Source organism: Amycolatopsis sp. NPDC114505 (assembly GCF_055633615.1).
Genome location: NZ_JBVKDV010000001.1, coordinates 843,664 through 870,538, shown reverse-complemented (window position 1 = coordinate 870,538; position 26,875 = coordinate 843,664). Strand labels below are relative to the sequence as shown.

The window sequence follows — 26,875 nt, the reverse complement described above, 5'->3', positions numbered from 1 at the left end:
TATGTCATGGAGATCAGCTAGACGGGCTGGCCTTCAACTGTTTTAGGAACGGTGTCAGCACCGCGCGCGCGAGAGGGGGTGGAACCGCATTGCCAATGGTTGTCGATAGCACCGTGCGGCGTGAAATTTTATCAAAAGAAAAGTAGTCTGGGAAGCCTTGAATGCGGGCTGCCTCATGTGGAGTTAATGCGCGGGGCAGGTCAGGATGCATGTAGCGCCCTTGGCCTATGCTTCCGAATCCGCTGGTGATCGTCTGTGCGGGTTCGGACCACTTGAGACGTCCATACATTGATTTGTAACTATGTTCTTGCTGGTGGCACTTCGGTCGCATAAAGTTTGGGAGGTCGTACTTGCCGTTTTGAATGAGCCATTCCATGCGCCCTAGATTCTCGGGGCTGACGCGTGACGGCTTGTCCCATCCATTTGGATCTTTGAGCGATGCAAGGTCTCCGATCGCCCATGAGAGGTCCCTGCTGGAGCCCTGCCTCGTTGCGATCTCTCCAAGTATCAGCGACGGCGATGGCATTCTGCCTTTTGCTGCAACCAAGATGTGGCGTCTGCGCCGCTGGGCGACATCAAGCTGATCAAGTTTGATGACTGCATCAGTGACTTTATAACCAAGGACCTTGAGTGCGCCCACTGCTCGTTGGACGACATTCGTCTTATCGTGGAGAACTGCAGGAACATTTTCGATCAATATAACTTTTGGCTTGAAAACCTCTGCCGCCCGAACCATGCGAAGGTAAAGTTCGTTCTTTGGGTCGCTGCGACGAGTGTGATTATTTAGGTCGCTGTGTCCTTGACAGGGAGGTCCGCCTACCAGGATATCGATTGAGCCTACGCTCTTTTTAAGAGACTTCTCACTCTTAGTGAGAGGTGCAGAAACCCGACCGTCTATCAGCTCGGCAATGTCTGATGTCTTAGTTCGTGCCTTTGGGAAGTTTCGTTGAAATATCTCGACCATCGGCATCTCGATGTCTACCGCTAGCGCGACGTCGAGAGCCATGTCGAGGCTGCGAGCCGCTTGTGCAACACCGAGAGTCAGGCCGCCGCAGCCGCTGAACAGGTCAACGACTCGGACGGCAGGGTCACCGAGCTCGAAGTCTGGCCTCTCGCTGCTACGAAGAGGATGTTGCTCCGCTGACTGGCTACCTGACTGCACCTTACGATCTTACGGCCAGCGCCGAGTGGGATTGGAGTAGGGATCACGACACGCCGACGCGGGCTGGCCGTCTGGATGTGCTGGCCAGCCCGCGTCGGCTATCGACCTATCAGTTGAGGGTGGGACTCAGTACTTGCTGTGAACCAGCCAGCTCCTGCTGCGGAGTCGGAAGACCTCGCACTTGCGCCGCTGTAGTGCGATTTGTCCCATCCAGTGCATCCGAGACGGCGTAGCCGACCTCCTTCGGGCCGGCCACAGTGGTCGCGCCCTTCGGGGTCTTCCGGGTTCCGATGCCTTCCCAGAAGCCGCCTTCTTTGTCCCACCTGACCTCGGAGAGGCTGGCCAGCAGCTGGTCCAGCGTCAGCGGGCCTTGTTCGGATGAACGCGGCATGCTCGTCACGGCCTGGTGTGCGGCGACACCGATGCCCGCCATGATCGATGGTGCTCCGATCAGGTATCGCTCCTTATCGGCGAACTTGTCGGCGAAGGTCTGCAAGATCGCGTGAACGATGTATGCAAGCTCAGTGCCCACGGCCTCTTCGTCGATGTTCACCAACGGCGGTACCGGCTTGGCGCCGTACTGCAGTCCTGAACGTCCGAACATGGTCGTGACGACCAATGTCCTCAGTGCACTCAGCGTGATCCACTCAGGAGCTTTCTTACCTACTTGGCGGCTCTGCTGCATGACTACGCTGCTGATCGGCACCCTCTGGCCGTTCGGCTGCGTGATCGCCATTGCCATGATCGTTCGGACGATCCTAGTCGCCGGATCGCGCTGATCCTTCGAGATCGCTTCGTTGACGTTGACCTTAGCGCCGAGGACGTTGCGTTCGTAGAAGAGTGCCTGCAGCGCCTCGACGGACAGGCCGTGGTGGATCTCGACCGGGATCCGGACGTTCTCGAGGATCTCCTCCTCCGCCAAGCCAGCCTGAACCATCTCGTACACGCGGTGCGAAACGAGCGTCCAGGCGGCCCGCTGCGTCTCTCCGTCGACCGCAAGGAAGTAGCGTCCAAACGGGATGGCCACCTTGGCGGTGCCTTCTGGACCCTCCACGACGGTGAGCTTGGACGACGTCCCGAGGCAGATCGGGGGAGTACCGCGGTGCGTTCGCGCCTCGACCCGTTCGAAGATGAAGCTGGCGTACTTCGGCAGGTTCGACTTCTTCGCACCAGTGAAGTACCGCTGAACCTCCTGGCGCTTCTCGGCCAGGTCCGACAGGGCCGGATTGGTGAACAGCGCATGCTGAGCGCGCTTGTCCTCGAACTGTGTGGGGTCCGGCACGAGCTGGAGCAAGTGACTGAGAGCCAGAGTGGCCAGCACAGTCTGGTCATCGACGACCAGGCACGGGATACCGGCCGCCTTGCTCGGGTCGATGCCCTTTGAAGCCGTATTCGGCTGTGTCATGTACATCTCCTAGTGATTGGCTACCGACTTCGGAGTAGCTACACTGAAGACGCCAATCAGCAGTGTCGCGACCCTCGGTCGTGAGCTCGAGCAAAGGTCCCGGACGTCTCGTCCGGGACCTTTGTCATTTAAGCGTGCTTGAGGCGCCAAGTCAAGTCTGAGTTACTACTCGAGTAGATAGCGGGGGGATCTTCGTGGCGTCCGAGTCGGAGATGGGCACGGTCTGCTCGCAGCGATAAGGACGTACTGCGCTCTTCGGCCGTGCGGTGCCAGCCTCGAGTGTGGACCTCAGGGTGACCTCGACGACGTCTGCTGCCGCCGTTGCCGCCTCGTGTTCCCGAAATGCAATACCGTCCAACCTGCGTTGCGAAGTCGCTGGTCGGTGTCGGCGTGTCGCTCCTGATTGGTTTCGATCTTGGTGTGCCAGTAGTCGGAGTTGGTGGTCGGATGTGTCCGGTGCACTGGGCAGCCGTGCCGGTAGGAGCCGTCCACGAAGACGGCGATCTTTGCTTTTGTGAAGATAATGTCTGCTCGTCTTCGTCGATTACTTGAGAGGGCCGCGTAGTCGACCCAAAACCTCATGCCTCGACGATGAAGCTCCCGGCGTAGTGCTAGCTCCGGTCCGGTGTCGCGCCGTCGGTTGGCCACCATCCGCTTCGTGCCGCTGCAGACGACGCGCGCAGGGCGGCTTGTGCTTGTGTCATGGTTCAGGATCTCAGGAAGACTCGGCTGCTGCTTCGAAGCGCGTGTCGTCCATTGCCGCCATCTCGTCTTGCCGAACTTGGCTCTATGGGATCAAGGGCGAGCCACCAGGCGGCGCGTTGGTCGCCTGGCGTAGCTGCTCACGTGGGCGGCCACGCCCGAGCCCGGCACGGCCGGCTCCGCTCCGCTCTGCCGACCGGCCGAGCGGCGCGGCCGCCTTCGGTGCAGCTGCGCAGCGCCGCCCGCCGACGGCGTGTCTGAGCCATTCAGCCAACGTCGAGCCCTCCCTCGCCGATGAGTCGTACAACTCGGGTCGCCGTCAGACGCCACCGTGTTACGCCCGGTCGGCGGTAAGCACCATCTCGAAGCTTGATCGTGACAACGGCCGGTGACGCCGCGTCAAGGCTGGGAAGCGTGCCTTGACCCGACGCCACCGGCCGCGTGCTGGCTTCGTATCGGGATGGTGGGGGAGCTGTGGGCGGTAGAGTAGGTAGGCGCGAGCTGGCAGCAAGAGCCGCGAAGAAGGCATGATCATCTCCCCGGTTTCCCCCGGGAAACGACGCCGAACGACGAGAATCAGCGACCGATCATGATCGTTTGACGCGGCCGTCCATGCAGGTGAAGACTGGTATCGACAGATGGCGAGAACTGGCCGCTGACCTGGGCTTATTCTCCGTAGGTTCTGGGCTTGAGCCCCAGGTGGCCCACTCAAACTCCCTGGTCAGCGGCCTGCCGTGGCGACGGCGTCGTGCTCGGGACGAACGACCCGTGGTGCCGGCCGTTGCCAGTTGTGCGGACATAACGACCACTTGCCCCGGCCGCACTGACAGGTTCGTCCGCCGAGGCGAGCCGGACGCGCAGCTGGCACTACTCCAACTTCAACCTCGTCGCGCTGACGCGGCTCGCGCAGATCGGCAAGCACGTCGGCGTCGACCTGTGGCACTACACCGCACCCAGCGGCGCGACGCTGTTCAAAGCCGTCGACTTCCTGATTCCGGGTGCGACGACCGGACAGTGGTCTTATCCCGAGCTGGACTTCCGGCAGTACGCGGCATTGGACGTGCTGCACGCGGCAGCCGACGCCGGTGACAAAGCCGCGCGGACCGCTTTGCCGCGCGTACCCGTCCAGCCGGGTGGCGATCTCTACCCGGTCCGGCCCGCCGCGGAACAGCTCGACGACATTTCGACGTCCTGACGGCAAAGGGCCCGGCCGCGCGGCCGGGCCCTTTCCGGGAAATCAGACCCCTGCTACCGAAGAAATCCAGCTGCGATAACGCGTGATGTTCGTGTACGCCGTGTTGTTCGACCGGTCGCTGGTCGACGCGACGCCGACCTGGCGGCCGTTGGCGAACATCGGGCCGCCCGAGTCGCCGCCGGCGGTGATGCCGTTGACGCGGTTCGCGCACACCGCGACGCCGCCCGCGTAGTCGCTGCAGCCGATCGAATTCACCCGGACCGTCGCGACCTTCAGGTACCGCGACTGGCAGTTGATCTCGGAGCCGCACTGGCTCGTCGCGCCCCAGCCGTAGACCGAGACGTTCTGGCCGACCGCCACGTCGCCGACCGCGCCGAGCGGGGAGTACGTCGCGCTCACCGACGTCGTCAGGCGGACGATCGCCAGGTCAGCGCTCGCATTCCTGGTGATCGTCGACCCGGTGGCCATCGTGCCGCCGCTGGTCTGGTCCAGGCTGCCGATCCGGAACGTGTACGTCCCGGAGCTGCTGACGCAGTGCTTCGCGGTCAGGATGTACTGCGGCGCGATGATCGTCGCGGTGCAGTTCTGCTGGCCGTTCACGAACAGCCGGGCCGCCCAAGGGCCGCTCGAGGCGGTGCTGCCACCGATGATCGACGGCTGGGCCTGCGGGGTGGTCTGGGCGGTCGCCGGGCCGCCGAGGCCGACGACGGCCAGCGCGGTACTAGCGGCCAGCAACACGAACTTGCCGAATTTCACGCTCACTCCTTTTCGTGCGGAGAACCCGCACGGGAAAGCCGGTGGGGACCGAACGAGATGAGTGTCCGAGTTCGCGGGGAATGTCCGGAACCGACGAAAGTCCGGTCGTATCCGTATTTATCTCGCCGAATGGGCTACGTGCAGTTCCCGTACTGTTCCGCGCTCAACCCACGGGTGGAGGCCACTTCAATCCGGAGCTTGAGGACTCCGGGGGCGCGCCGTCCTAGCGTTTCCGAGGGGAACCGGAGGGGGAGCCATGACGGCGAAGGCCGAGCGGATCGCGTTGGGGACGGTGCTGGGTGTCGCGGCGGTGCTGTGGGGATGGGCGCTGGGCCGGCCGTTGCAGCCGTACTACGCCGCCGCCGTGCACTCGATGTCGCACGACGTCTCGGCGTTCTTCTTCGCGGGCTTCGACCCGGCGGGGGTCGTCACGGTCGACAAGCCGCCGCTCGCGTTCTGGACCCAGACGCTCGGCGTGGCCGTGTTCGGCTTCCACCCCTGGGCGATCGCGCTGGTCCAGGTCATCGAAGGCGTGGCCGCCGTGTTCGTGCTGGACCGGGTGGTGCGCCGCTGGGCCGGCCCGCGGACCGCGTTGCTCGCCGCGGCGCTGTTCGCGCTGACGCCGATCACCGCGGCGATCAACCGCGACAACCTGCCGGACACCCTCCTGGTGCTCCTGCTGCTGCTCGCCGCCTACTGCGTGACCCGCGCGATCGACGACGCGCGATGGCTGGTGTGGGCCGGTGTGTTCGTCGGACTGGGGTTCATGACGAAGATGCTCGCCGCGTGGATCGTGTTGCCCGGCCTGGCTTTGGCGTACTTCGTCGGGGCGCGCGGCCGTCGTCTCGCCTGGATCGGCCTGGCCGGCGGGGTGACGCTGGTCGTGTCGCTGGCCTGGCCCGTCGTAGTCACGTTGTGGCCGGGCGCGAAGCCGTTCGTCGGCAGCACCACGGACGGCTCGGTGTGGCAGCTGGCCTTCGGCTACAACGGCGTGACGCGGCTGGTCGGCGGTTCGACCGGGGTCGGCGGTGGCTACGGCGCCACGGTCGGCGCGGCACTCGGCGGCGGCGCGGGTCCGCTTCGGCTGTTCGACGCCGAGGTCGGCGGGCAGATCGCCTGGCTGCTGCCGCTCGCGCTCGGGTCGCTGGTCGTCGCCGCGTTCCGCGCTCGCGGTGCCGCGCCGCGCACGAAGGCGGGCTGGGCGTTGTGGGGCGGCTGGCTCGTCGCCGGCGCCGCGGTCTTCTCGTTCACCGGCGGCATCTTCCACGCGTACTACACCGCCGAACTCGCCCCGGCGATCGCGGCGCTCTCCGCGGCGGGCCTGGCCACGGCCTGGCGGTGGCAGCGCTCCTCGGGACCGGTCCGGTTCGTGCTGCCGGCCGCCGTGGTGGGGACGGCGTTGCTCGCGTTCGTCCTCCTCGGCCGGACGCCGGACTGGCTGCCGTGGCTGCGGTACACCGTGCTCGCGCTGGCGATCCTCGCCGTCGTCGCGGTGCTCCTGCGGGCTCCACGCGTCGCGATCGTCATCGGGCTCGCCGCCGTCGTGGCCGGTCCCACGGCCTTCGTCGTCGACACGGCGCTACGGCCGGTCAGCGTGCTGGAGACCGCCGATCCCGGTGCCGGGCCGCCGTCGACTGACGCGGTGCGCACCGTCGTCGGCATCAACACCGGCGCCGGCGCCGAGGCCGGGTACGTCCGGTTCATCGACGACGCGTACCGGCTCAGCCCTGGTCAGCGGGAGGTGCTCGCTTACGCGCAGGCGTCGTCCACGGGAGTCGTCCTGGCGGTCGAGGGCGGCACGTACGGCGCGGACCCGTTCCTGCTGAACACCGACGCGCGCGTGGCGCCGTTGGGCGGCTACATCGGGTTCGATCCGGCGCCGTCCGCCGCTGACCTGCCGCAGTGGGTTTCGACCGGGAAACTCCGGTTCGTGCTGTTGCCGCAGGTGTTCCTCGAGATCGGCCGCGGCGCTTCGAAGCAGCCGACGGCCGCGGTGGGGGACGCGGGCGAGCTGACCCGGCGCATCGTGTGGGAGGCCCAGCACTGCCGTCCGGTGCCACCCGCGCGGATCGGCCCGGACGCCGCCACCGCCGGGGTGCTGTTCGACTGCGGCGTCAGGCGGTGACCTTCGACGGCGCGCTGCGGCGCAGCCAGTACAGGCCGATGACCGGCAGCACGAGCGGGATGAACAGGTAGCCCTCGCCGTAGACCGACCAGACGGTCGGGTGCCGGAACGCAGCCGCGTCGACCAGGCTCAGCGTGCCGATGGTCAGCACGCCCAGCAGTTCGATCGAGCAGGCCGTCATCGCCACGCGCCACCAGCCGTCGCCGCGCTTGGCCAGCGCGATCGTCGCGACGATGTAGACGACCGCGGCGAACGCCGAGAGCAGGTAGGCGAGCGGTGCCTCGTGGAACTTCGTGCTGATCTGGACGCCGGCCCGCGACGTCGCGGCCAGCGCGAAGATCGCGTACACGGCGACGAGCACCCGTCCGGGGCCGGAGGCCGTCCTACGCTGTTGCTCCACTCCACACCTCGTTCAGTCGCAGCACCATCACCGGGATGGCGATGCAGGCGATGCCGAGCACCGCGGTGCTCGACCGGCTCCGCTCGGCCAGCGCCCAGGCGGCGCCGACCGGCAGTACGACCAGGCTGCCGATCAGGTAGGCCAGGTAGGTCGCCAGGCTGCCCGGGCGGTCACCGCCGGCGAGCAGCACGATCCCGATCACCAGCTGGGCGACCAGCAGGACCTCGACGACCGCGATCCCGATCAGGAGGGGCTTGTCCGGCAGCTTGTTGCGGGCCGACTGGACGAAGCTCCAGAGCGCGACGAGCGTGGCCGCCACGGCGACCGTCACGGCGAATCCGAAGATCACCCGTTCCTCCTTCCGGTCCGCCGGCCGCCAACTTACTCCGTAGTACCGGCGGGGCCGTCCGCCGAGGTGCCGCGGGCGTGGCGTGCGCCACCTGGACCGCTCCACAGTGGACGATCCGGACCGACGAGGTGCGGCCGGGACGGGTTAGTTGATCACCAAACTGTCTTGATGGCATTGTGCCAATTCGGCGCTTTATTCCGTGTTATCCTGGTGTGGACCTGCGGGAATGTTGTAAAAGGCTTCGTGTTACACCCCGACAGGGTGGTTGGCCATCGGCCAAGAATCACGCTGGGTTCGACTACCGACTGGTAAGGGTCCTTTTTACCTACCTCGGATAGCCCAGTTGAACCCCCGGGTTGGCGGATAGGCGCGAGGCCGTCCGGCATGGGGGAATATTCCTCGTCCCCGGAGCCGAGGTGCCCGGGGGAACACGGAGGGGTATCTTCGATGGACCTGCGCTACGAAGCATTTTGCTTCGCCGACCCGTTGTTCTACGACGAACAACAGGAAATCGGCGCGCCGGTCGACGATTTTTCCCAGGTGCTGCCGGCGCCGGCCACCGGCTGGGTCACGGCCGACCGCGGGGTCTGGCGGGCGTTGCGTCCCGAGAGCCGTCAACTTCCCGCTCAGGGCTGGAAAATCCACGTTTCCGCTGGTCTGGACAATGCGCGGCGCGTGCTCGTGCAGGTGCACGAGTACTGTGTCGAGCACCGGATCTCCTACAAGCACCTGCGCTCGCTGATGATCCTGCTCGCCCGGAATTCGAAATACGCCCCCCGTGACGGCAGCGCCAAGCTCATCACCATTTACCCGGCTGACGAAGACGAGCTGGGGCGTGTTCTCGAGGATCTGGCCATCCGGCTCGAAGGCGAGCACGGCGCCTATATCCTGAGCGACCTCAGATACGGCGACGGCCCCCTCTACGTCCGTTACGGCGGATTCGTCGAGCAGTGGGTCGAGCATGACGGCAACCGCGTCCTGGCGATCCGCAAGCCGGATGGCCGGCTCGTTCCCGACAAGCGGGAGCCGACCTTCTCCGTCCCCGATTGGGTGAAGATTCCGGCGTGTCTGCAGAGCAGTATCGCTGCGCGTAAGGCAGGCGACCCGAGTCAGTTCCCCTACCGGGTGACGCGCTCCTTGCACTTCTCGAACGGTGGCGGCGTCTACCTCGCCGACCCCAAGGCGGGCGGCGACGAGGTCGTCCTCAAGGAAGCCCGTCCGCACGCCGGCCTGGACCGCGCCCAGATCGACGCCGTCGCCCGGCTGCGCCGTGAGCACGAGGTGCTCGACCGGCTGGCCGACGTCCCCGGGGTGCCGCGGGTCTTCGAGCACTTCACGGTCTGGGAGCACCACTACCTGGCCATGGAGTACATGCCGGGCAATTCGCTGGGCAACTGGCTGGCCCTCAACTACCCGCTGACCAGGCGCGACACGACGGACGCCGACCTGGCCGCCTACGCCCGGCGCGCGCTCGACGTCGTGGCCAAGGTCGAGGAGACGATCGAGGCGATCCACGCCCGCGGCGTCGTCTTCGGCGACCTGCACCCGCTGAACATCCTCATCGACGATGACGACGACGGCCGGATCTCCCTGATCGACTTCGAGATGGCCTTCGACGTCGAGTCCGACGACCGCCCGGCGCTGGGCGCACCCGGGTTCCGCGCACCGGCCGACCGCACCGGCTTCGAGATCGACGAGCACGCGATCGCGGCGTTGCGGCTGTGGCTGTTCCTGCCGCTCTCGCAGCTGACGGAGCTCGCGCCGGCGAAGCTGCGTGGCATCGCCGACTTCGTCGAACGCCGGTTCGCGCTGCCCCAGGGTTACGCGGACGCCGCAGTCACGGTGCTGGCCCCGCGTGACGCTCCCGCGGAGCCGGCACCGGTCCACACGGAGCTCGACCAGGAGAAGCCCGACTGGCCGCTGGTCCGCAAGCAGATCGCCGAAGCGATCCTGGCCAGCGCGACACCCGAGCGCCAGGACCGGCTGTTCCCCGGTGACATCGAGCAGTTCCGGGTCGGCGGCGCTTGTTTCGGCGTCGGTGCCGCGGGTGTGCTGCACGCCCTCGACGTCATCGGCGCCGGCCGGTTCCCCGAACACGAGCGCTGGCTGATCGATTCGGTCCGTCGTGAGCCGCCGACCCGGCCCGGGTTCTACGACGGCAGTTACGGCATCGCCTACGTGCTGGAGAACTTCGGCCACCACGACGAGGCGACCAAGCTGCTGGCGTCGTCCGCGCGGCTCGTCGAGCAGACGACCGACCACGCTCTGGAAGGCGGCCTGGCCGGCATCGGGCTGGGCATGTTGCACTTCGCGACGGTCCGGCAGGACAACGAGTTCGGCCGCCAGGCACTGACCACGGCCGTCCGGCTGGCCGAGGCGCTGGAGACGGCGGCGCCTCCGGCGAACTTCGCCCGCGCCGGCCTGCTGTCCGGCTGGTCCGGACCGGCGCTGCTGTTCGTCCGGCTCTTTGAGCGCACCGGCGAGCCGGCGTGGCTGTCCTTCGCCGACCAGGCGCTGCGCCGTGACCTAGAAGAATGCGTGCTCGCCGACGACGCGTCACTGCAGGTTCGTGACGGCGCATCGCGGACGCTCCCGTACGCCGGTATCGGCAGCGCGGGGATCCTCCTCGTCGCCGAGCAGCTGGCGCGGCACCGGCCGGACGCCGTCGCCTGCGAGAGCCTGCCCGAGCTGCGTCAGTCGTGCCGCGGCGAGTTCGTGATCCATCCCGGCCTGCTCTACGGCCGGCTCGGACTCGCGGTCGCCCTCGGCATGGGTGCCGAACCCGAGCAGCGCGTCCGCGACGCGATCGACCTGCACCTGGCCCGCCTGGCCTGGTACGCCGTGCCGTTCCGAGGCGGCCTTGCCTTCCCCGGCAACCAGCTGCTGCGGCTGTCGATGGACGTCACCACCGGCAGCGCGGGGATCCTCCTCGCGCTCGCCGCCCTCCTGGACGGCAAGGAGGTGCTGCCCTTCCTGGGCGGCGCGCCGTCCCCCCACACCTCCGGTCACTGATGACCGGCGGGCATGAAGTAAACCGAGGAAAGGAACACCATGGAACTCGTTCTGGAGCTGCAGGCCCTGGAGACCCCCGAGGTGCTCAACGGTGGTCACGGCGGCGGGGGCGGCAACGCGCCGTCGAACCTGAGCCTGCTGGCCTCCTGCACCAACAGCACGATCAGCCTGCTGACCTGCCACTGACCTGGCAGCTCGCCGGCAAGTAGTGCCGAGGTGAACAGTGCGGGAGCGGCACAGGCCAAGTGCGCCGCTCCCGCACGTTCATTCTGACCCCGGAACCGCCCCGGTGGTAACTCATCCGAAGGAGTGAGATGCGCGGCTCCGCCGATCGGCTGCTGGCCCGGGTGGCCGGCCTCGACCGACCGCGACTCGCCGCCATCGTGGGTACGGCCCTGGTCGCCACCGCGGCCGGCCTGCTCCTTCCCGGCGCGCTCGCGGCCGCGGTCGACGCCGTGGTGGCGGGCCGCCCGAGCGGGCGTGAGGTCTCCTGGCTGCTGTTCGTCGGCGGCGCGGAGATCGCCGCCGACGTCGTCGGCGGGATCCTGACCACCCGCGTGTCCGCGACCGCCGCCGCGTGGTTGCGCCGCGCGCTCTCCGACAAGCTCTTCACGCTCGGCACCCGATCGAAGTTCGCCGAGGGCGACGCGATCAGCAGGCTCACCGGCGACTGCGTCGGCGCCGGCGGCATCGTGACGATCGTCGTTCAATGCGGTTCGATGCTGGTCATCTCGTCCGGGGCAGTGGTGCTGCTCGCCCTGCTGGACTGGCGGCTGGCGCTCGTGTTCCTCGGCAGCATCCCGTTCGCACTGCTGCTTGCTCGCAGCCACCTCAAGCACACCGCCGACGACGTTCTCGCTTACCAGCGGGTCTCCGGCGAACTCGCCGCCCGGATGGTCGACGCGGTCGCCGGCCTCCGCACGATCGCGGCGTCCGGCACCGCCGACCGCGAAGCCGAGCGCGTGCTGCGGCCCCTGCCGAAGCTGAGCACGGCCGGGCTCGGCATCTGGCGCACACAGGCCCGCATGGTCTGGCGCGCCGGACTTCTGACACCGGCGGTCGAGCTGACCGTGCTGGCGGCGGCCGGCTTCGGCGTGCTCGCGGGCCGGCTCAGCGTCGGCGACGTCGTCGCGACGCTCGGCTACGTGACCCTCGCGCTCGGCCTGGTCACCCAGATCCCGCTGCTCACCATGCTGTCCCGGGCGCGCGGCTGCGCCGAACGGCTCGTCGAGGTTCTCGACGAGCCCGAAGCCGTGCGCGGCAAGCTCCCGCTCCTGCCCGGCGACGGCACCGTCGACCTCCGCCACGTCGGCGTCACCGGCGCGCTGGCGGAGATCGACCTGCGCATCGAGGGCGGCACCTTCCTCGCGGTCGTCGGCCGGTCGGGTGCGGGCAAGTCCGTGCTGGCCGGCGTACTCGGCGGGTTGATCACGCCTGACGAAGGCCAGGTCTTCCTCGACGGCCGTCCGCTCGAGCGCCTCCGCCGCGAGGAACTGCGCGCGGTCGTCGGATACGCCTTCGAACGGCCGGCGCTGCTCGGCGCCACAGTCGCCGACGCGGTCGGCTACGGCACCTGGGCCGGCGAGTCCGCCGTCCGTGCTGCGTGCCGGACCGCGCAGGTCGACGAGGTCATCGTCCGCTTGCCCGACGGCTATCACACGCCGTTGGCCGAGACGCCGCTTTCGGGTGGCGAAGCCCAGCGCCTCGGCTTGGCCCGCGCGATGGTGCACAGCCCGCGCGTCCTGATCTTCGACGACGCCACGGCCAGCCTCGACACGGTCACTGAGGCCGCGGTCGAGCGCGCCTTGGCTGATGTCCTGCCGGGCCGCACCCGCGTCGTCGTGACCCATCGCGCGGGCACCGCCGCCCGCGCCGACCTGGTGGCCTGGCTCGAGGAGGGCCGGATCCGCGCGGTGGCACCGCACGCGGCCCTCTGGCAGGAGCCCGGATACCGCGGTGTCTTCACGGAGGACGACGAGTGAGCCTGCACCGGTTGTACTGGTCCGCTCTCGCCGGGCAGTGGCGTGGCGGCGTGGTGCTGCTCGTGTGTTCGGTGCTCGAAGGCGTACCTGCTTTCTTCTCGGGACGGCTCGTCGAGCTGTCCGTGGATCGGGGGTTTTCCGTCGGCGACCCGGCGGCCGGCCTCGGCTGGCTGGCGTTGTTCGGACTCGCCGCGGTGCTAGGCGCGTTCGGATCGCGGATGGTGTGGCACCAGCTCGGCAGGGTGGTCGAGCCGCTTCGTGACGCTCTGGTGACTGCGGTCGTCCGTGGCGTGCTGCACGACGAGTCCCCGCCGCGCAACCAGCCGGACTCCAGCGGCGTCGCCCGGATCACCCAGCACGTCGAAGTGGTCCGTGATGCGACCGCCGGCCTGCTGGTGCAGGCCCGCGGCATGCTGGTGACGACGGCGTCCGCGCTCGCGGGCCTCGTGACGGTCGCCGGTGCGCTGGTGCTCCCGGTCGCGGTGCCGGTGGTCGTCTCGTTGGCCGCCTTCGTCTGCCTCCTTCCCTCTCTCGCCCGCCGCCAGCGCGCGCTGGCGCTGGCCGACGAGCACACGGCCGCGACGGCCGGCGCCTCCCTGGCCGGGATGCGCGACATCGTGGCCTGCGGTGCCGAGCCGATCGCCGCGCTCGCGATGTACGACGCGGTCGACGAGCAGGCGACGGCCGCGATCCGCGTGGCGCGGTCGAGCGCCCTCCGGTCCCTGGTGATCTCGCTCGGCGGGTTCGTCCCGTTGTTGCTCGCGCTGGCGTTGGCTCCGGGCTTGGTCGCTCGCGGCGAACTGACCGCGGGCGCGGCGCTCGGCGCGCTCGTCTACCTGGCCACGACGATGCAACCGGCCCTCCGCGGTCTGGCGGCCACGGCCGGCACCGTCGTCCTGCGCCTGCTGGTCGCGCTTCGCAGGCTGGCGGAGACGACCGAGCTACCCGTCGTTCCCGACGGCACGGCGATCCCGCGCGGCACCGACGTCCAGGTCCGCGGCCTGACGTTCGGCTGGGGCGCGACGGCCGAGCCCGTCGTCCGTGGGCTGGACCTGAGCCTGCGGCCGGGGGAGCACCTCGCCGTCGTCGGGCCGAGTGGTATCGGCAAGTCGACATTGGCCGGCTTGCTGACCGGGATGCTGGCGCCACAGGAAGGCCGGGTACTGCTGGGCGGTGTCCCGGTCAGGGACGTGCCCGCGGCGCTCCGGCACGAACTCGTAGCGCTGATCCCGCAGGAGGCCTACGTCTTCGCGGGAACCGTGCGCGACAACGTCGGCCTCTTCGCGTCGTCAGCTCCGGATGACGCGTTGTCGGCCGCCGTGGACGCGGTGGGCGCGGACGCGTTGCTTCGCCGCCTCGGCGGTCTCGATGCCGAGATCGGTCACGGCGGCGAAGGCGTCTCCGCGGGCGAAGCGCAGTTGCTCGCGCTGGCCAGGGTCTACGCCAGTCCGGCGGAATTCGTGATCCTCGATGAAGCCACCTCCCATCTCGACCCGGTGTCGGAAGCGCGCGCGGAGCGGGCCTTCGCCGCGCGGGGTGGTGTCCTGGTGGTGATCGCGCACCGGCTTTCGTCGGCGTTGCGGGCGGATCGCGTCCTCGTCGTGGACGGCCGCGAGACCGCGCTGGGCCACCACACCGACCTGGTGGGCAGGTCCGCGCGGTACGCCGAACTCATGCAGGCCTGGGCGACACCGGTGGCTGGGGAACCAGCCACCGGTGCCGAGCCGACCGCGGATGCAGGCGGCCAACCGGCCGGTACCGGGGGCTCGCCGCCTGCGGACAGTGGCGCGACCGTGGGCGGGGCGCCTGCCGGCCACGGTCACACCACTGCGAATCCGCCAGTGGGCACAGGATCTGCGAGCGCCGCCGGGGCGCCTGCCGGCGACGAAGCCGCAGCTGCTGCTGGTCCGTCAGTGGAAGTGGGGACCGCCGCCGGCACGCCTGCCGGCAACGGAGCCACGGGCGGGCCGCCTTCTCACAACGGTGCCACCGGATCGACGCCTAGGTCGCCATCCGTGTCGCGAGCCGCTCGAGTGAGCTGACTTCCCGTCCACTGTGGACGTATCTCATGGGGAGCTTCCAGATTATCGCGGCCGGGCGGTCGCGGAACCCCTCGTCGCGAATCTGTGGACAACTCGCCGATCTTCACGTCGCCTGTGGATAACTCGGGCCGTTCGGCCGGTTCTGTCGGTGCCGTGATGCATGATCGGAAGCGCGGGAAGAAACCGGCCCGGAACCGGCACCGTCAGAGAGGAGGTGAACCGCCGGCGGTCGACGTCATCCGGGTTGCAGTGCTTCCAGTGCCTCACGCAGCTTGCCGGCGAGCGGTGTCGGCCGGCGGGACTCGCGGTCCACGAAGACGTGCACGAAGTGCCCTTCCGCGACCAGGGACTCGTCGGCGGCGTACATGCCGATCTCGTAGCGCACGCTGGACTTCCCGAGGTGCGCCACGCGCAAACCCACTCGCAACGCTCCAGGAAAGGAAACCGATGAGTGATACCCGCAGTGCGACTCGACGCACAGCCCGATCACCTCCCCGGCTTCGATGTCGAGGCCGCCCTGCTCGATCAGCCACGTGTTGATCACGGTGTCCATCAGCGAGTAGTGCACCACGTTGTTGACGTGCCCGTAGACGTCGTTGTCCTTCCAGCGCAACGGAACCGTCTGCCAGTGCGGGTACCCGTTCACCACAGTGACACCGACTCGCGCAGGATGCCGGACAGGTCATCCTCGGACGCCTCGCGGGGTGCGGTGGCCAGCAACCGCTGCTGCTTCAGCGTTCCCTCGACCAGCGAGTCCACATCGGACTCCGTGTAGCCGACGGCACCGATGCCGTCCGGGATGCCGATCTGCCGCATCAGGTCGATCAGCACCGCGGGCAGGTGGTCGGCGAAGTCGCCGGGCCACTCGAAGTCGGGCGCCAGCAGGCGCGCGACGCGCAGGTGGCGATCCGGCGCCGCGTCGAAGGTGAAGCGGAACGCGGCGGGCGCGGTCAGGGACACGGCCATGCCGTGCGGGACCATGGGTTCTTCGCCCGGGTAACCATCCGGGTGGAAATCCCTGACCTGGCCGGCGATCGGGTACGCGTTGGCGTGCGGGATGTGGACGCCGGCGTTGCCGAACCCGAGCCCGGCGAACGTCGCGGCCAGGGCCATGGCTTCGCGGGCCTTGAGGTCGTCGCCGTCGCGCACGGCGGCGGGGAGGGCCCACGACAGCAGCCGCAGCGACTGCTCGGCGAACATGTCGGCCAGGGGGTTCGCGCCGCAGTACGGCACGCGCTGCTCCGGGCGCTTGCGCTCGAACTCGGTGTACGGCTTCGCGGTGTAGCTCTCCGCGGCGTGGCAGAGGATGTCCATGCCGCTGGCGGCGGTCACGCCGGCCGGCTGGCTGACCGTGAGCCGGGGGTCGACGACGGCGAGGGTCGGGCGCAGCCGCAGGTGGCTGATCCCGCTCTTGACGCGCAGGGAGAGGACGTCGAGCACGCAGACCGTGGTGCTCTCCGAGCCGGTGCCGGTGGTCGTGGGAACGGCGACCAGCGGCTTCAGCGGGCGGTCCGGCGCGCGGCCGCCGCCGACCGGGGCGTTGACGTAGTCCATCAGCTCGCCGTCGTTGCTGGTGAGCAGGTTCGCGGCCTTGGCGGTGTCGATGGCCGACCCGCCGCCGACGGCGACGAAGGCGTCGTACGGACCGGTTCCGCGGGCGAAGTCAAGCGCCTTCTGCATGCTGACATCGGTGGGTTCGACGTGTACGCCGTCGAAGATCTCGGTTTCGATGCCGTAGCCCGCGATCCCGTCGGCGATGCGACGCGGCCAGCCCGTCGAGGCGACCTGCGGGTCCGTTACGACGAGCACGCGGTGCACGCCGTACTGGGTGAGGTCGTAGCCGATCTCGTCGCTGGCGCCGGTGCCGTACTTCAACGCCGGTGCGCCATAAGTAAAAACGGTTTCATGTTCGGTCGCGGTCAAGACTGCGGTCCTCGCTCCCTTGATCGGCTAGCAGTCGGTCAAAGCGGACATTCAGTCCATCCTTACCGGGTTTCGGCGAAGATCACTTGACTGCACTGAACGGTGCCCGCCTAAGCTCTCCTCATTAGATACCAACTGGGAGCGACCGTCGCCCAGACGGCCGTGCGGATCCTGACCGAGGCGAGGGTCCGCCGCGTGTACGCGGTGGTCGGCGAGTCCTTCCTGGAACTGCTCGACGCCCTGCAGCGCGAGCGGGAGATCACGCTGGTCTCGGCGCGTCACGACGCGGGCGCGGCGTTCATGGCGGAGGCGGAGGGCAAGCTCACCGAGCGGCCCGCGGTGCTGCTCGCCAGCCGGGGGCCGAGCGCCGCGAGCCTGGCGATCGGCGTCCAGACGGCGTACCAGGACGAGACCCCGATGGTTGTGCTGCTGGAGACGCCGGCGACCGAACCGATGCCGTCGTCGTCCGGGGAGCTGCCGACGTCGGACCTGACGGCGATGTTCGAGTCGATCGCCAAGTCGACGTTGCGGGTGACCGACCCGGACAGCCTGCCGGCGCTGTTCGCGCACGCGCTGACCACGTCGCAGGAGGGCAGGCCGGGGCCGGTCGTGCTCGGCGTGCCCTGCGACATCTGGGGGATGCCCTACGACGCGGCGAAGCCGATGGCGCGGGTCCGGCCGCCGGCTTCCGGGACGCTGGGCCGTTCGGCGGACGCCGTGGCGCAGTTGGTGGACGAGGCGAAGTACCCCGTGGTCATCGTCGGCGGGCGGGCGCGGTCCGCGCGCGACGAGCTGATCGCGGTCGCCGACGAGCTCGCGCTGCCCGTCTACAACGCCTTCCGGCGGCAGGACGCCTTCCCGGAAAACCACGCGCGCTACGCCGGTCACCTCGGGCTCGGCATCCCGGCGCGGCAGCTGGACGCGCTGGAACGGGCCGACCTGGTCCTCGCGCTCGGCACCCAGCTCGACGAGGTCACCACGCAGGCCTACCGCTACCCGACGGCCCAGCAGACGCTGATCCTGGTCGGCACCGGGATCGACGTCAGCTCGCGGCGGCGCGGTCTTACTTTCCGCGTTGACTCCGAGGTCGAGCCGTTCCTGCGGGAGCTGCGGGAGGTGGCGTCGCCGCGGACGAGGCGGGCTTCGGCGGCGAACGCGGCCGTCCACACCTTCATGACTCCGCCCGACACCAGCGGCAACACGCGGGTGCACCCGGTCGACGTCGTCCGCGCGCTGCGGAAACTGGCGCCCGAAGACACCATCGTGACCAGCGATGCCGGCAACTTCGCGCAGTTCATGCACCGGTACTGGTGCTTCACCGCGCCACGCAGCCAGCTCGGCCCAAGCAACGCCGCGATGGGCTACGCCGTGCCGGCCGCCGTGGCGGCGAAACTGGCCGAACCGAGGCGAACCGTGGTAGCCATGGTGGGAGACGCCGGGACGCTGATGACCGGCCAGGAGATCGAGACAGCCGTCCGTTACCGGGCGCCGGTGATGGTCGTCGTCTTCCAAAATGGCGTGCACGGAGCGCTCGCCATGCACCAGGCCCGCACACACGGCAGGCTGTCCGGAGTGTCCATCCCGTTGACCGACTTCGCGTCGTGGGCGCGTGGTCTCGGCGCGGCCGGGTACACGGTGGACGATCGCGAAGAGCTCGAGCCGATCATCGCCAGCGCGCTGGTGCGGCAGCGGCCGTGCGTCATCGACGTGCGGACCGACCCGGACGTCGTGACTCCGGACGTGCGGCTTTCGGCCCTGCTCGGACAAGCACGTCCGCAACCGCCCGCCCAGTAAGGGTTTGCTCGGTTTCGCTTCGGAAAACGCCGGGGAAGTTGTGTGGTAGCACGGCGGTGGCTCAGGTAATCTGACGTTGTTCCGGTGGTGGTTCGCCGCTGAACCTTCCCGGCCGGGTCCCGGCGGGAAACAACCGGTTTCTGTCGGTGCCGCATGGCACCATCACGGTCATGACCCGCAGGGAAGCGGGCAGGGAACGAGGGGAGTTTCGACGTGACCGATCACCAGCACGCATCCGAACCATCGCGGAAGTCCTCGGGCGTCGTACCGGTGCTGTTCAGCGCCAGCGCGGAGGCCCACGACGACGCCGTGGTCGCCGCCGAGCGCGACACCACCTGGCGGTCGCCCTTCAGCGCGGAGGGCCTGCGCCCGGCGAGTGGCGAATAGCTCACCCCTCCCGGGTGAAGACGGCTTGTCCGCCCTGCTCGAGGTGTGCTTTACTGACGGTGGTCTAGATTTTTGTGTTCGTGTTGAGTCACGCTCGCAGAATTCAGCGGGCGTAGTGTCTCCTCGCCGAGGAAGCAAACCGTCCTGGTGTTGACCCGGGGCGCCGAAGTGGCTTCCTGTTTTGTGGTTGCATATGGAGATTTTTAATGACTCAGGGCACTGTGAAGTGGTTCAACTCCGAGAAGGGGTTCGGCTTCATCACCCCCGACAACGGTGGCGGCGACGTCTTCGTTCACTACAGCGAGATCCAGGGTAACGGCTTCAAGAGCCTGGAAGAGAACGCTCGCGTCGAGTTCGAGATCGGCCAGGGCCAGAAGGGCCCGCAGGCCACGTCGGTCACCGTGATCTGACTTTGATCTTGGGGAAGGGCCGTCACCCGTTCGGGGTGGCGGCCCTTTTCGTATGCTGGGCACCATGATCGAGCACGGTTACACCGTCTCCGGGATGAGCTGCGGACACTGCGCCCAGTCGGTCACCGAAGAACTCACCGGTCTGCCGGGAGTGGCCGAAGTGGACGTCGACGTCGCGACCGGCCGGGTGGTCGTTCGCTCCGAAGGTCCGTTGGCCGAGGATGACGTGCGGACCGCGATCGATGAGGCCGGGTTCTCTTACGAGGGCACGGCGAGCCTGGTCTCGTAGCTCTTTCCCCGAGGTCGACCTCGGGTTGTTCTTCTCCGTCGCGTTGGCCTCCAGGTTGGACAGTCCGCTGGAGATCCGCGCGCCGCTGTGATCTTCGGCTCAGTCGGGCTGCCGTAGCTCGATCCGGCCGGCGAAGACCCTGCGCGACTGCCCGTGTGAACACTGCAACGCCCTGCAACCCTTCCCTTTCGTCCGGCTTCGGAGTCTGCTGTCCTCCGGCGCTTTGACAGGGAGGTCAGGTTGGGCGAGACGGTGGCGGGGATCGTCGCGAATCCGGCTTCGGGGCGGGACATCCGCCGGCTGGTCGCGCAGGCCTCGGTGTTCCCCACCGCGGAAAAGGCGAACATGGTCCAGCGGCTGCTGGCCGCCTTCGCGGTGACCGGGCTCGATCGGGCCCTTGTCTCGACCGATCTCGGGGGCATCTCCGCCGCGGTTCTCAAGGCTCTCGGCCGAGGCGGCACCTGGCCCACGGTCGACTTCTGCGCGGACGATCCGATCACCGGCACCGCCGCCGACACGACCAACGCCGTCCGCCGGATGGTCGAGGCCGGGGCCGGGGTCATCGTCGTCCTCGGTGGGGACGGGACCGCTCGCGTTGCCGCCGCGGCCTGCGAAGACGTTCCGATCCTCGCGCTCTCCACCGGGACCAACAACGCCTTCCCGCAGATGCGGGAGGCCACCGTCGCCGGGCTGGCCGCCGGGCTGATCGCCTCCGGGCAGGTCGACCCCGATCTCGTCACGCACCGGGTCAGTGTGCTCGAAGTCGTCACGAAGGCGCGTCGTGAGATCGCGCTCGTGGACGTGTGCGTGTCGTCGAGCCGGCACATCGGCGCGAGGGCGCTGTGGGATCCCGCCTCCCTCACCGAGCTCTACTGCACCTTCGCCGAACCCGACGGCATCGGCCTGTCGAGCGTGCCCGGGCAGCTCTGTCCCAGCCCGCGGTCGAGTCCGGACGGCGTCGCGCTGCAGCTCGGGCCGGTGGATGAGACGCCGTACATCGTGCACGCGCCCATCGCGCCCGGGCTCGTCCGGCCCGTCGGCGTGCGCGGGTGGGGTGTGCTCAAGCCCGGGATGCGCGTCGAGCTTGCCGCGTCGGGTGGCGTCATCGCGCTCGACGGGGAGCGCGAACTCGAACTGAAGACGGGCGAAAGCGCGTTCGTCGAGCTCAAGCCGGACGGCCCGTGGGTCGTGGACGTCCGGGCGGCTATGGCGGAAGCGGCACGGAAAGGGCTGTTGCGCACGGAAACCGAACTAGGGAAGGAGCGTCGAAGATGACGGACACCCTGCGGGAGGCGTATCGCGTGATGCGCACCATCCGAGCGTTCGAAGAGCGGGTGCACGAAGAGTTCGCGACGGGCGAAATCCCCGGGTTCGTGCACCTCTACGCCGGTGAGGAGGCCTCCGCCGCAGGGGTCTGCGCCCACCTCGACGACCGTGACGCCATCGCCAGCACCCACCGCGGCCACGGTCACTGCATCGCCAAGGGCGTCGACGTCAAGGCCATGATGGCCGAGATCTACGGCCGCCGGACAGGTTCCTGTCACGGCAAGGGCGGCTCGATGCACATCGCCGACCTCTCGAAGGGCATGCTCGGCGCCAACGGCATCGTCGGCGGCAGCCCGCCGCTCATCTGCGGCACCGCCCTCGCCGCCAAACAACAGCACACCGGCGGTGTCGGGGTCGCCTTCTTCGGCGACGGCGCCAGCAACCAGGGGACGACGCTGGAGGCGCTGAACCTCGCGTCGGTCTGGGACCTGCCCGCCCTCTTCATCGCCGAGAACAACGGCTACGCCGAAGCGACGGCGAGCACCTGGTCCGTCGCCTCGGACAACATCGCCGACCGCGCCGCCGGGTTCGGCATGCCGGGCGTGATCGTCGACGGGTTCGACTTCTTCGCCGTCCACGAAGCCGCCGGTGAGGCCGTCGAACGCGCCCGCGCCGGCGGTGGCCCGACGCTCATCGAGGTCAAGTTCACCCGCTACTTCGGGCACTTCGAGGGCGACCAGCAGACCTACCGGGCCGGCGAAGTCGCCGACGCCCGCGAGAACCTCGACTGCCTCAACCGGTTCCGGGAACGCGTCACCGACAACGGCGAGCTGGACCGCGAGGTCATCGACGCCATCGACGCCGAAGTCGCGAAGTTGATCGAGGACGCCGTCTCCGAGGCCAAGGCCGCGCCGAAACCCACGAAGGAAGACCTCGAAACCGACGTCTACGTCTCGTACTGAACGGAGCGCATGCCATGACACGCACGATCAGCTACCGCGAGGCGATCAACGAGGCGCTCTGCCAGGAGATGGAGCGCGACGAGTCGGTCATCGTCATGGGGGAGGACAACGCGGGCGGCGCCGGCAGCCCGGGCGACGACGACGCCTGGGGCGGGGTCCTCGGCGTCACGAAAGGCCTGTTCCACAAGTTCCCGGGCCGCGTGCTCGACACGCCGATCTCGGAGTCCGCCTTCGTCGGCGCGGCGATCGGCGCCGCGACGCGCGGGCAGCGGCCGGTCGCGGAACTGATGTTCATCGACTTCATGGGCGTCTGCTTCGACCAGATCTTCAACCAGGCGGCCAAGTTCCGGTACATGTTCGGCGGCAACGCGCGGACGCCGGTGGTGATCCGGACGATGTACGGCGCCGGGCTGCGGGCCGCCGCGCAGCATTCGCAGTGCCTGTACCCGATCTTCACGCACATCCCGGGGCTGAAGGTCGTCGTGCCGTCGAGCCCGTACGAGGCGAAAGGCCTGCTCATCCAGGCCATCCGCGACGACGACCCGGTGATCTTCTGCGAGCACAAGGCCCTCTACGACACCAGCGGCGACGTCCCCGAGGACAGCTACACGATCCCGTTCGGCGAGGCGAACGTCGTGCGCGACGGCGGTGACGTGACGATCGTGGCGATCGGCCGCATGGTCGCCATCGCCCAGGAAGCGGCGAAAGAGCTGGCGAGCAACGGTATCGAAGCCGAGATCATCGACCCGCGCACCACCAGCCCGCTCGACGCCGACACGATCCTCGAGAGCGTCGAGAACACCGGACGCCTGGTCGTCGTCGACGAGGCCTCGCCGCGCTGCAACCTCGCCACGGACATCTCCGCGCTCGTCGCGAAGGACGCGTTCGGCTCGCTGCGGGCCCCGATCGAGATGGTGACGCCGCCGCACACGCCCGTCCCGTTCTCCGACGCGCTCGAGGACCTCTACATCCCGGACGCGCAGAAGGTCCTCAACGCGGCGAAGGCGGTCGTGGAGTACCGGCGATGATCCGGCCGGTCACGATGCCCAAGTGGGGCCTTTCGATGGAGCGCGGCCGCGTCACCGACTGGTTCGTGGCCGAAGGCGACGAGGTCAGGGCTGGTGACGACCTCGCCGACATCGACACCGACAAGATCAACGGCACGCTCGAATCCCCGGGTGACGGCGTGCTGCGGCGGGTGATCGCCGCGGCCGGTGAGGAGGTGCCGGTCGGCGGCACCCTCGCCCTGATCGCCGAAAGCACGACACCGGACGATGAGCTCGACGAAGCCGCCAGGAAGGCCCGCGAGGAGATCCGAAAAGGTGCGGTCGAGGCACCGGAAGGCCCGGTCACCGGCACCGTCGAGGTCGGCGGGCGGACGCTCGCCTACGCGACGCTGGGCACCGAGGGCGACGACGTCGTCCTGGTCCACGGCTTCGGCGGCGACAAGAACTCCTGGTTGTTCGTCCAGGAGCCGTTGAGCAGGACAAAGCGTGTCCACGCCCTCGACCTGCCCGGACACGGCGACTCGACCAAGGACGTCGGCGACGGCTCCCTCGACACCCTCGCCGACGCGGTCCTCGGCTTATCGACGCGCGCGGCATCGGGAACGCCCACCTCGTCGGGCACTCGCTGGGTGGCGCGGTCGTCACGGCCGCCGCGGCGAAAGCGCCTGGCAAGGTCGAAAAGCTCACACTTCTCGCCCCGGCCGGCTTCGGCACCGCCGTCAACGCCGGCTACCTGCGCGGATTCGCGGCGGCGACGACTCGGCGTGAGCTGAAACCGCAGCTGAGCGCGTTGTTCGTCGACCCGGGCTTGGTGACCCGCCAGCTGGCCGACGACCTGCTCGGGTACAAGCGGCGGGACGGCGTCGACAAGGTCCTCGCGACCCTGCTGGACACGCTCCTCGACGGCGACGCGCAGGCCATCGACGCAGCTCGGCTGCTGTCCACAGTGGACTTGCCGGTCAAGGTCGTCTGGGGACGCCAGGACGCCGTGCTGCCGCCGGGAAACGCGGACGTGTACGTCGAGAACGCCGGGCACATGGTGCACCTCGAAGCTCCGGGTGCCGTGATCAGCGCGATCACGGGCTGACCCACCCACTTCCGGTGGGGCCGCGCCGGCGAGATTGTCGCCACCTTCCGATCAGCAGCCCGAAAAGGCAGACTGAGGAGGCGGAGCGCAAGGAGCGGCAGTTGGGGCAGCGAGACCTCGAGGCAGCGTTGCCTGCCGGGGCGGACCCCCGGCGGCACGCCCGTGTCCTCGCGCAGGTGCACGAAGCGGCCCTGACCGGCAAAGACCTGCCCAGCCGGCCGCGGCCGGTGATCGACGCGTCCTGGCAACGCATGCGCCGGCTCGGCATGGATCCCGACGGCCGGTCCGACGCGCCCGTCCTGACCGTCGAAGAGCTGGAAGCGCGCCGCCGCACGAGCGGGATGGCCGAGGCGCTGCCGACGCTGCGCGGTGGCCTGACCAGTCTCGCCGAGCAGGCCGCGCACATCATGGTGATCGTCGACGCGGGCGGCAGCGTGCTCTGGCGCGACGGCAGCACCGCGGTCCGCCGCCGCGCCGACCGGCTCGGGCTCGTCGAAGGCGCCGGCTGGCAGGAGGAAGCCGTCGGCACCAACGCGATCGGCACCGCGCTGGTCACGCGCCGCCCGGTCCAGATGTACGCCGCCGAGCACTTCGTCCGCGCGCACCACTCCTGGACGTGCGCCGCCGCGCCGCTGCACGACCCGCGCGACGGCAGGCTGCTCGGAATCGTCGATCTCTCCGGCTCGGCCTCGACCGTCCACGCGACGACGTTGGCGCTGGTCGACGCCGTGACGCGGCTCGCGGAGTCCCAGCTGCGCACGACCCACCTCACCGAGCTCGAACGGCTGCGCGGCTTCGCCGTCCCGGTGCTCGCGAAGGTCGGCGGGCAGGCCGTCGTCGCCGACGGGCACGGCTGGGTCGCCGCGGCCGCCGGGCTCGCGCCGGTCGACCGGATCTCGCTGCCCGCGAACCTCGCGCCGGGCGGGGTCTGGCTGCCAGCGTACGGCCACTGCGCGGTCGAGCCCGTGCCCGGCGGCTGGCTCATCCGCCCCACCGAGAACGACGCCGCGCCGCCGACCCGCGTCGTCCTCGACGTCCGGTCGCCGCGCGAACCCGAGCTGACCGTGGCCGGCGCGGCCGGGACCTGGACACACCGGCTCAGCCCCCGTCACGCCGAGATGCTGTACGTGCTGGCCAGCCACCGCGCCGGCCGCTCGGCGTCCGAGCTGTCGTCGGACCTGTTCGGCGACGCGGGCCGCACGGTCACCGTCCGCGCGGAGATGTCCCGGCTGCGCCGCCACTTCGGCGGCATCCTCGGCGCGAAGCCGTACCGCTTCGCCGACGACGTCGAAGTGCTGGTCCGGCGCCCGCCGAGCCCCGAAGCGGTGCTGCCGCACTCGCTCGCCCCCGCCATCCGCGGCTGATCACCCCGGGGAAGATGGGGGACGTGCCGAAACGTCCGCTGCTGCCCGACACCATCGCGCCGAGCTGGCTCGTGGTGCAGGTGCTCGGCACCCTGTTCGTCGCCGGGACGCTGGTGACCGCGCGCGAGCCGGACCCGCGGATCTGGACCGCCTACGGCGTCGCGAGCGCCTGCTGGCTCGGGTTCGTCGTGCTCGCGTCCCGGCGCCCGAAGCCGGCGGCCGCGCTGCTCGCCGTGGCCAGCGCGCTGCCGGCGGCGCTCGTCGGCCACGCCGGGGACTCGTCGGCGATCCTCCTGTCCGTCATCGCGCTCGGCCGGCTCGCGGCGCTCACCGTGGTCGGCGTCGGCGTGATCCTCGGGATCGGCGTGCTCGACATCGCGCTCGCGGTGACCGCGCACCTGGTCGCCGCGCACTCGGCAGGCGACGCGCTCGGGGATGCCGCCGTGATGCTGCTGCTCGTGCTGGTCGGGCTCAACCGCCGCCAGTACGAGGTCCAGGCCATCCAGGCCGGCGAGCTGCTCGAACAGACCCGGCTCGCGCAGGCCGAACACGCGCGCGCCGCCGCGCTCGACGAACGCGCCCGCATCGCCCGCGAGATCCACGACGTACTGGCGCATTCCCTGGGGGCACTGGGAGTCCAGCTCGAGCTCGCCGAGGCGCTGCTGACCGAACGGTCCGATGTGGACGGTGCACTGCGGTCGGTCCGGCGGTCGCGGCGGCTGGCCGCCGACGGGCTGGCCGAAGCGCGCAACGCCGTCGCCGCGCTCCGCCGGGACGTCCCGCCGCTGGCCGAGGCGCTCGCCGCGGTGGCGGCCGAGCACGCCGGCAACCACGGCGTCGACGTCGGTTTCGCCACCGGCGGGGAGCCCCGGCCACTGCCGTCCGCGGCGGTCGTCGCGCTGGTGGGCGTCGCGCGGGAAGCCCTGACGAACGCGGGCAAGCACGCGCCCGGTGAGGACGTCCGGATGCGGCTGACGTACGCACCGGCGGAGGTCCGGCTCGAGGTTCGCAACGCGCGAAGCGAGTTCACTCGGATGAGTGAAGGTTTCGGGCTGGCCGGCATGCGCGAGCGCTTGGCTCTCGCCGGTGGCACGCTGGAATCGGGCGCCGAGGACGGTTACTGGCACGTACTCGCCGAAATCCGGGGCTGACCGGCCGAGCCGAGATCACGTGCTGGTGACGGCGGGCGGTGCCCGTGCCCGCGCGCCCGGTGACTCGGCTACCTTCTGCTGGTACTGCATTCGGGGAGGAATCGG

At 69.2% G+C, this 26,875-nt stretch carries 24 protein-coding genes and 2 pseudogenes; 18 read left to right on the top strand and 8 right to left on the bottom strand.

Annotated features, from left to right (window positions below; all coding sequences use genetic code 11):
* Window positions 1-13: 13 nt before the first annotated feature.
* The 3 genes from ACZ7OU_RS04440 to ACZ7OU_RS04430 all read right to left on the bottom strand — a co-directional run bounded on the left by ACZ7OU_RS04440 (window position 14) and on the right by ACZ7OU_RS04430 (window position 3,218).
* Window positions 14-1,162, bottom strand: a complete 1,149-nt coding sequence (locus ACZ7OU_RS04440; RefSeq protein ID WP_470254213.1) for a DNA cytosine methyltransferase — start codon at window positions 1,160-1,162, stop codon at window positions 14-16.
* A 109-nt stretch (window positions 1,163-1,271) separates the two neighbouring features.
* The gene (locus ACZ7OU_RS04435; protein WP_470254212.1) at window positions 1,272-2,567 is read right to left on the bottom strand and encodes a DNA sulfur modification protein DndB; all 1,296 of its coding nucleotides are present in this window, start codon (window positions 2,565-2,567) and stop codon (window positions 1,272-1,274) included.
* A gap of 288 nt (window positions 2,568-2,855) precedes the next feature.
* On the bottom strand, window positions 2,856-3,218 hold the full coding sequence (locus tag ACZ7OU_RS04430) for a very short patch repair endonuclease (RefSeq protein WP_470254211.1): 363 nt from the start codon (window positions 3,216-3,218) through the stop codon (window positions 2,856-2,858).
* Between the two features lie 874 nt (window positions 3,219-4,092).
* Between ACZ7OU_RS04430 and ACZ7OU_RS04425 the strand changes: the two are divergent.
* A pseudogene (locus ACZ7OU_RS04425) lies at window positions 4,093-4,269 on the top strand (alginate lyase family protein); the annotation flags it as partial.
* 60 nt (window positions 4,270-4,329) lie between these two features.
* Window positions 4,330-4,464 carry a hypothetical protein gene (locus ACZ7OU_RS04420; protein WP_470254210.1) on the top strand — a complete coding sequence of 45 codons (135 nt, stop codon included), beginning with the start codon at window positions 4,330-4,332 and terminating at the stop codon, window positions 4,462-4,464.
* A gap of 42 nt (window positions 4,465-4,506) precedes the next feature.
* Here the strand turns inward: ACZ7OU_RS04420 and ACZ7OU_RS04415 are convergent, their stop codons facing one another.
* Complete coding sequence (locus ACZ7OU_RS04415) at window positions 4,507-5,178, bottom strand: S1 family peptidase (RefSeq protein ID WP_470240769.1); 672 nt, start codon at window positions 5,176-5,178, stop codon at window positions 4,507-4,509.
* 298 nt (window positions 5,179-5,476) lie between these two features.
* Between ACZ7OU_RS04415 and ACZ7OU_RS04410 the strand changes: the two genes are divergently transcribed.
* Entirely contained in the window at window positions 5,477-7,345 is a 1,869-nt protein-coding gene (locus tag ACZ7OU_RS04410) for a glycosyltransferase family 39 protein (protein WP_470254209.1), read from the top strand.
* Here the strand turns inward: ACZ7OU_RS04410 and ACZ7OU_RS04405 are convergent.
* Both ACZ7OU_RS04405 and ACZ7OU_RS04400 read right to left on the bottom strand, forming a co-directional pair.
* Complete coding sequence (locus ACZ7OU_RS04405) at window positions 7,335-7,706, bottom strand: hypothetical protein (RefSeq protein ID WP_470255879.1); 372 nt, start codon at window positions 7,704-7,706, stop codon at window positions 7,335-7,337. The genes ACZ7OU_RS04410 and ACZ7OU_RS04405 overlap by 11 nt on opposite strands.
* A gap of 22 nt (window positions 7,707-7,728) precedes the next feature.
* A complete protein-coding gene (locus ACZ7OU_RS04400; protein WP_470239773.1) occupies window positions 7,729-8,094 on the bottom strand; it encodes a hypothetical protein in 366 nt (121 codons plus the stop codon).
* Window positions 8,095-8,541: 447 nt separating this feature from the next.
* Here ACZ7OU_RS04400 and lanKC point away from each other — a divergent pair, with 447 nt between their 5' ends.
* The 4 genes from lanKC (at window position 8,542) to ACZ7OU_RS04380 (ending at window position 15,130) form a co-directional block, all read left to right on the top strand.
* The gene (gene lanKC, locus ACZ7OU_RS04395; protein WP_470254208.1) at window positions 8,542-11,106 is read left to right on the top strand and encodes a class III lanthionine synthetase LanKC; all 2,565 of its coding nucleotides are present in this window, start codon (window positions 8,542-8,544) and stop codon (window positions 11,104-11,106) included.
* Between the two features lie 39 nt (window positions 11,107-11,145).
* A complete protein-coding gene (locus tag ACZ7OU_RS04390; protein ID WP_470239771.1) occupies window positions 11,146-11,292 on the top strand; it encodes a SapB/AmfS family lanthipeptide in 147 nt (48 codons plus the stop codon).
* A 128-nt stretch (window positions 11,293-11,420) separates the two neighbouring features.
* On the top strand, window positions 11,421-13,088 hold the full coding sequence (locus ACZ7OU_RS04385; protein WP_470254207.1) for an ABC transporter ATP-binding protein: 1,668 nt from the start codon (window positions 11,421-11,423) through the stop codon (window positions 13,086-13,088).
* Complete coding sequence (locus ACZ7OU_RS04380; RefSeq protein ID WP_470254206.1) at window positions 13,085-15,130, top strand: ATP-binding cassette domain-containing protein; 2,046 nt, start codon at window positions 13,085-13,087, stop codon at window positions 15,128-15,130. The genes ACZ7OU_RS04385 and ACZ7OU_RS04380 overlap by 4 nt, the downstream gene beginning before the upstream one ends.
* A gap of 235 nt (window positions 15,131-15,365) precedes the next feature.
* Here ACZ7OU_RS04380 and ACZ7OU_RS04375 read toward each other — a convergent pair whose 3' ends face one another.
* Window positions 15,366-15,779, bottom strand: coding sequence for an acyl-CoA thioesterase (locus ACZ7OU_RS04375; RefSeq protein ID WP_360664126.1), 414 nt, complete (start codon window positions 15,777-15,779; stop codon window positions 15,366-15,368).
* Window positions 15,773-17,053, bottom strand: a complete 1,281-nt coding sequence (locus ACZ7OU_RS04370; RefSeq protein WP_470254205.1) for a hydroxyacid-oxoacid transhydrogenase — start codon at window positions 17,051-17,053, stop codon at window positions 15,773-15,775. Before ACZ7OU_RS04370 ends, ACZ7OU_RS04375 begins: the two co-directional genes overlap by 7 nt.
* A 135-nt stretch (window positions 17,054-17,188) precedes the next feature.
* On the opposite strand from ACZ7OU_RS04370, the gene ACZ7OU_RS04365 reads away from it, so the two are divergent.
* The 11 genes and pseudogenes from ACZ7OU_RS04365 to ACZ7OU_RS04315 all read left to right on the top strand — a co-directional run bounded on the left by ACZ7OU_RS04365 (window position 17,189) and on the right by ACZ7OU_RS04315 (window position 26,770).
* On the top strand, window positions 17,189-18,847 hold the full coding sequence (locus tag ACZ7OU_RS04365) for a thiamine pyrophosphate-binding protein (RefSeq protein ID WP_470240767.1): 1,659 nt from the start codon (window positions 17,189-17,191) through the stop codon (window positions 18,845-18,847).
* 213 nt (window positions 18,848-19,060) lie between these two features.
* Complete coding sequence (locus ACZ7OU_RS04360; protein ID WP_470239766.1) at window positions 19,061-19,234, top strand: hypothetical protein; 174 nt, start codon at window positions 19,061-19,063, stop codon at window positions 19,232-19,234.
* A 206-nt stretch (window positions 19,235-19,440) separates the two neighbouring features.
* Window positions 19,441-19,644: a cold-shock protein gene (locus ACZ7OU_RS04355; RefSeq protein WP_013222289.1), complete on the top strand. Its 204-nt coding sequence runs from the start codon at window positions 19,441-19,443 to the stop codon at window positions 19,642-19,644.
* A 64-nt stretch (window positions 19,645-19,708) separates the two neighbouring features.
* A complete protein-coding gene (locus ACZ7OU_RS04350) occupies window positions 19,709-19,933 on the top strand; it encodes a heavy-metal-associated domain-containing protein (protein WP_470254204.1) in 225 nt (74 codons plus the stop codon).
* 240 nt (window positions 19,934-20,173) lie between these two features.
* Window positions 20,174-21,208, top strand: coding sequence for an ATP-NAD kinase family protein (locus tag ACZ7OU_RS04345; RefSeq protein WP_470254203.1), 1,035 nt, complete (start codon window positions 20,174-20,176; stop codon window positions 21,206-21,208).
* Entirely contained in the window at window positions 21,205-22,161 is a 957-nt protein-coding gene (locus tag ACZ7OU_RS04340; RefSeq protein WP_470254202.1) for a thiamine pyrophosphate-dependent dehydrogenase E1 component subunit alpha, read from the top strand. Before ACZ7OU_RS04345 ends, ACZ7OU_RS04340 begins: the two co-directional genes overlap by 4 nt.
* 14 nt (window positions 22,162-22,175) lie before the next feature.
* Window positions 22,176-23,189, top strand: coding sequence for an alpha-ketoacid dehydrogenase subunit beta (locus ACZ7OU_RS04335; RefSeq protein ID WP_470254201.1), 1,014 nt, complete (start codon window positions 22,176-22,178; stop codon window positions 23,187-23,189).
* Window positions 23,186-23,680, top strand: a pseudogene (locus tag ACZ7OU_RS04330) (biotin/lipoyl-containing protein); the annotation flags it as partial. The gene ACZ7OU_RS04335 and the pseudogene ACZ7OU_RS04330, both read left to right, overlap by 4 nt.
* On the top strand, window positions 23,617-24,255 hold the full coding sequence (locus tag ACZ7OU_RS04325) for an alpha/beta fold hydrolase (RefSeq protein ID WP_470255878.1): 639 nt from the start codon (window positions 23,617-23,619) through the stop codon (window positions 24,253-24,255). The pseudogene ACZ7OU_RS04330 and the gene ACZ7OU_RS04325, both read left to right, overlap by 64 nt.
* 101 nt (window positions 24,256-24,356) lie before the next feature.
* Window positions 24,357-25,619 (top strand): helix-turn-helix domain-containing protein, encoded by a 1,263-nt coding sequence (locus ACZ7OU_RS04320; protein ID WP_470254200.1) that lies wholly within the window; start codon window positions 24,357-24,359, stop codon window positions 25,617-25,619.
* Window positions 25,620-25,642: 23 nt separating this feature from the next.
* Window positions 25,643-26,770, top strand: a complete 1,128-nt coding sequence (locus tag ACZ7OU_RS04315) for a sensor histidine kinase (protein ID WP_470254199.1) — start codon at window positions 25,643-25,645, stop codon at window positions 26,768-26,770.
* The last annotated feature ends 105 nt before the right edge of the window (window positions 26,771-26,875 follow it).

Coding starts and splice junctions, on each gene's coding strand:
- ACZ7OU_RS04430 (WP_470254211.1), bottom strand. CDS start 3,218: ATGGTGGCCAACCGACGGCGCGACACCGGACCGGAGCTAGCACTACGC.
- ACZ7OU_RS04355 (WP_013222289.1), top strand. CDS start 19,441: ATGACTCAGGGCACTGTGAAGTGGTTCAACTCCGAGAAGGGGTTCGGC.
- ACZ7OU_RS04340 (WP_470254202.1), top strand. CDS start 21,205: ATGACGGACACCCTGCGGGAGGCGTATCGCGTGATGCGCACCATCCGA.
- ACZ7OU_RS04385 (WP_470254207.1), top strand. CDS start 11,421: ATGCGCGGCTCCGCCGATCGGCTGCTGGCCCGGGTGGCCGGCCTCGAC.
- ACZ7OU_RS04435 (WP_470254212.1), bottom strand. CDS start 2,567: ATGACACAGCCGAATACGGCTTCAAAGGGCATCGACCCGAGCAAGGCG.
- ACZ7OU_RS04390 (WP_470239771.1), top strand. CDS start 11,146: ATGGAACTCGTTCTGGAGCTGCAGGCCCTGGAGACCCCCGAGGTGCTC.
- ACZ7OU_RS04410 (WP_470254209.1), top strand. CDS start 5,477: ATGACGGCGAAGGCCGAGCGGATCGCGTTGGGGACGGTGCTGGGTGTC.
- lanKC (WP_470254208.1), top strand. CDS start 8,542: ATGGACCTGCGCTACGAAGCATTTTGCTTCGCCGACCCGTTGTTCTAC.
- ACZ7OU_RS04350 (WP_470254204.1), top strand. CDS start 19,709: ATGATCGAGCACGGTTACACCGTCTCCGGGATGAGCTGCGGACACTGC.
- ACZ7OU_RS04335 (WP_470254201.1), top strand. CDS start 22,176: ATGACACGCACGATCAGCTACCGCGAGGCGATCAACGAGGCGCTCTGC.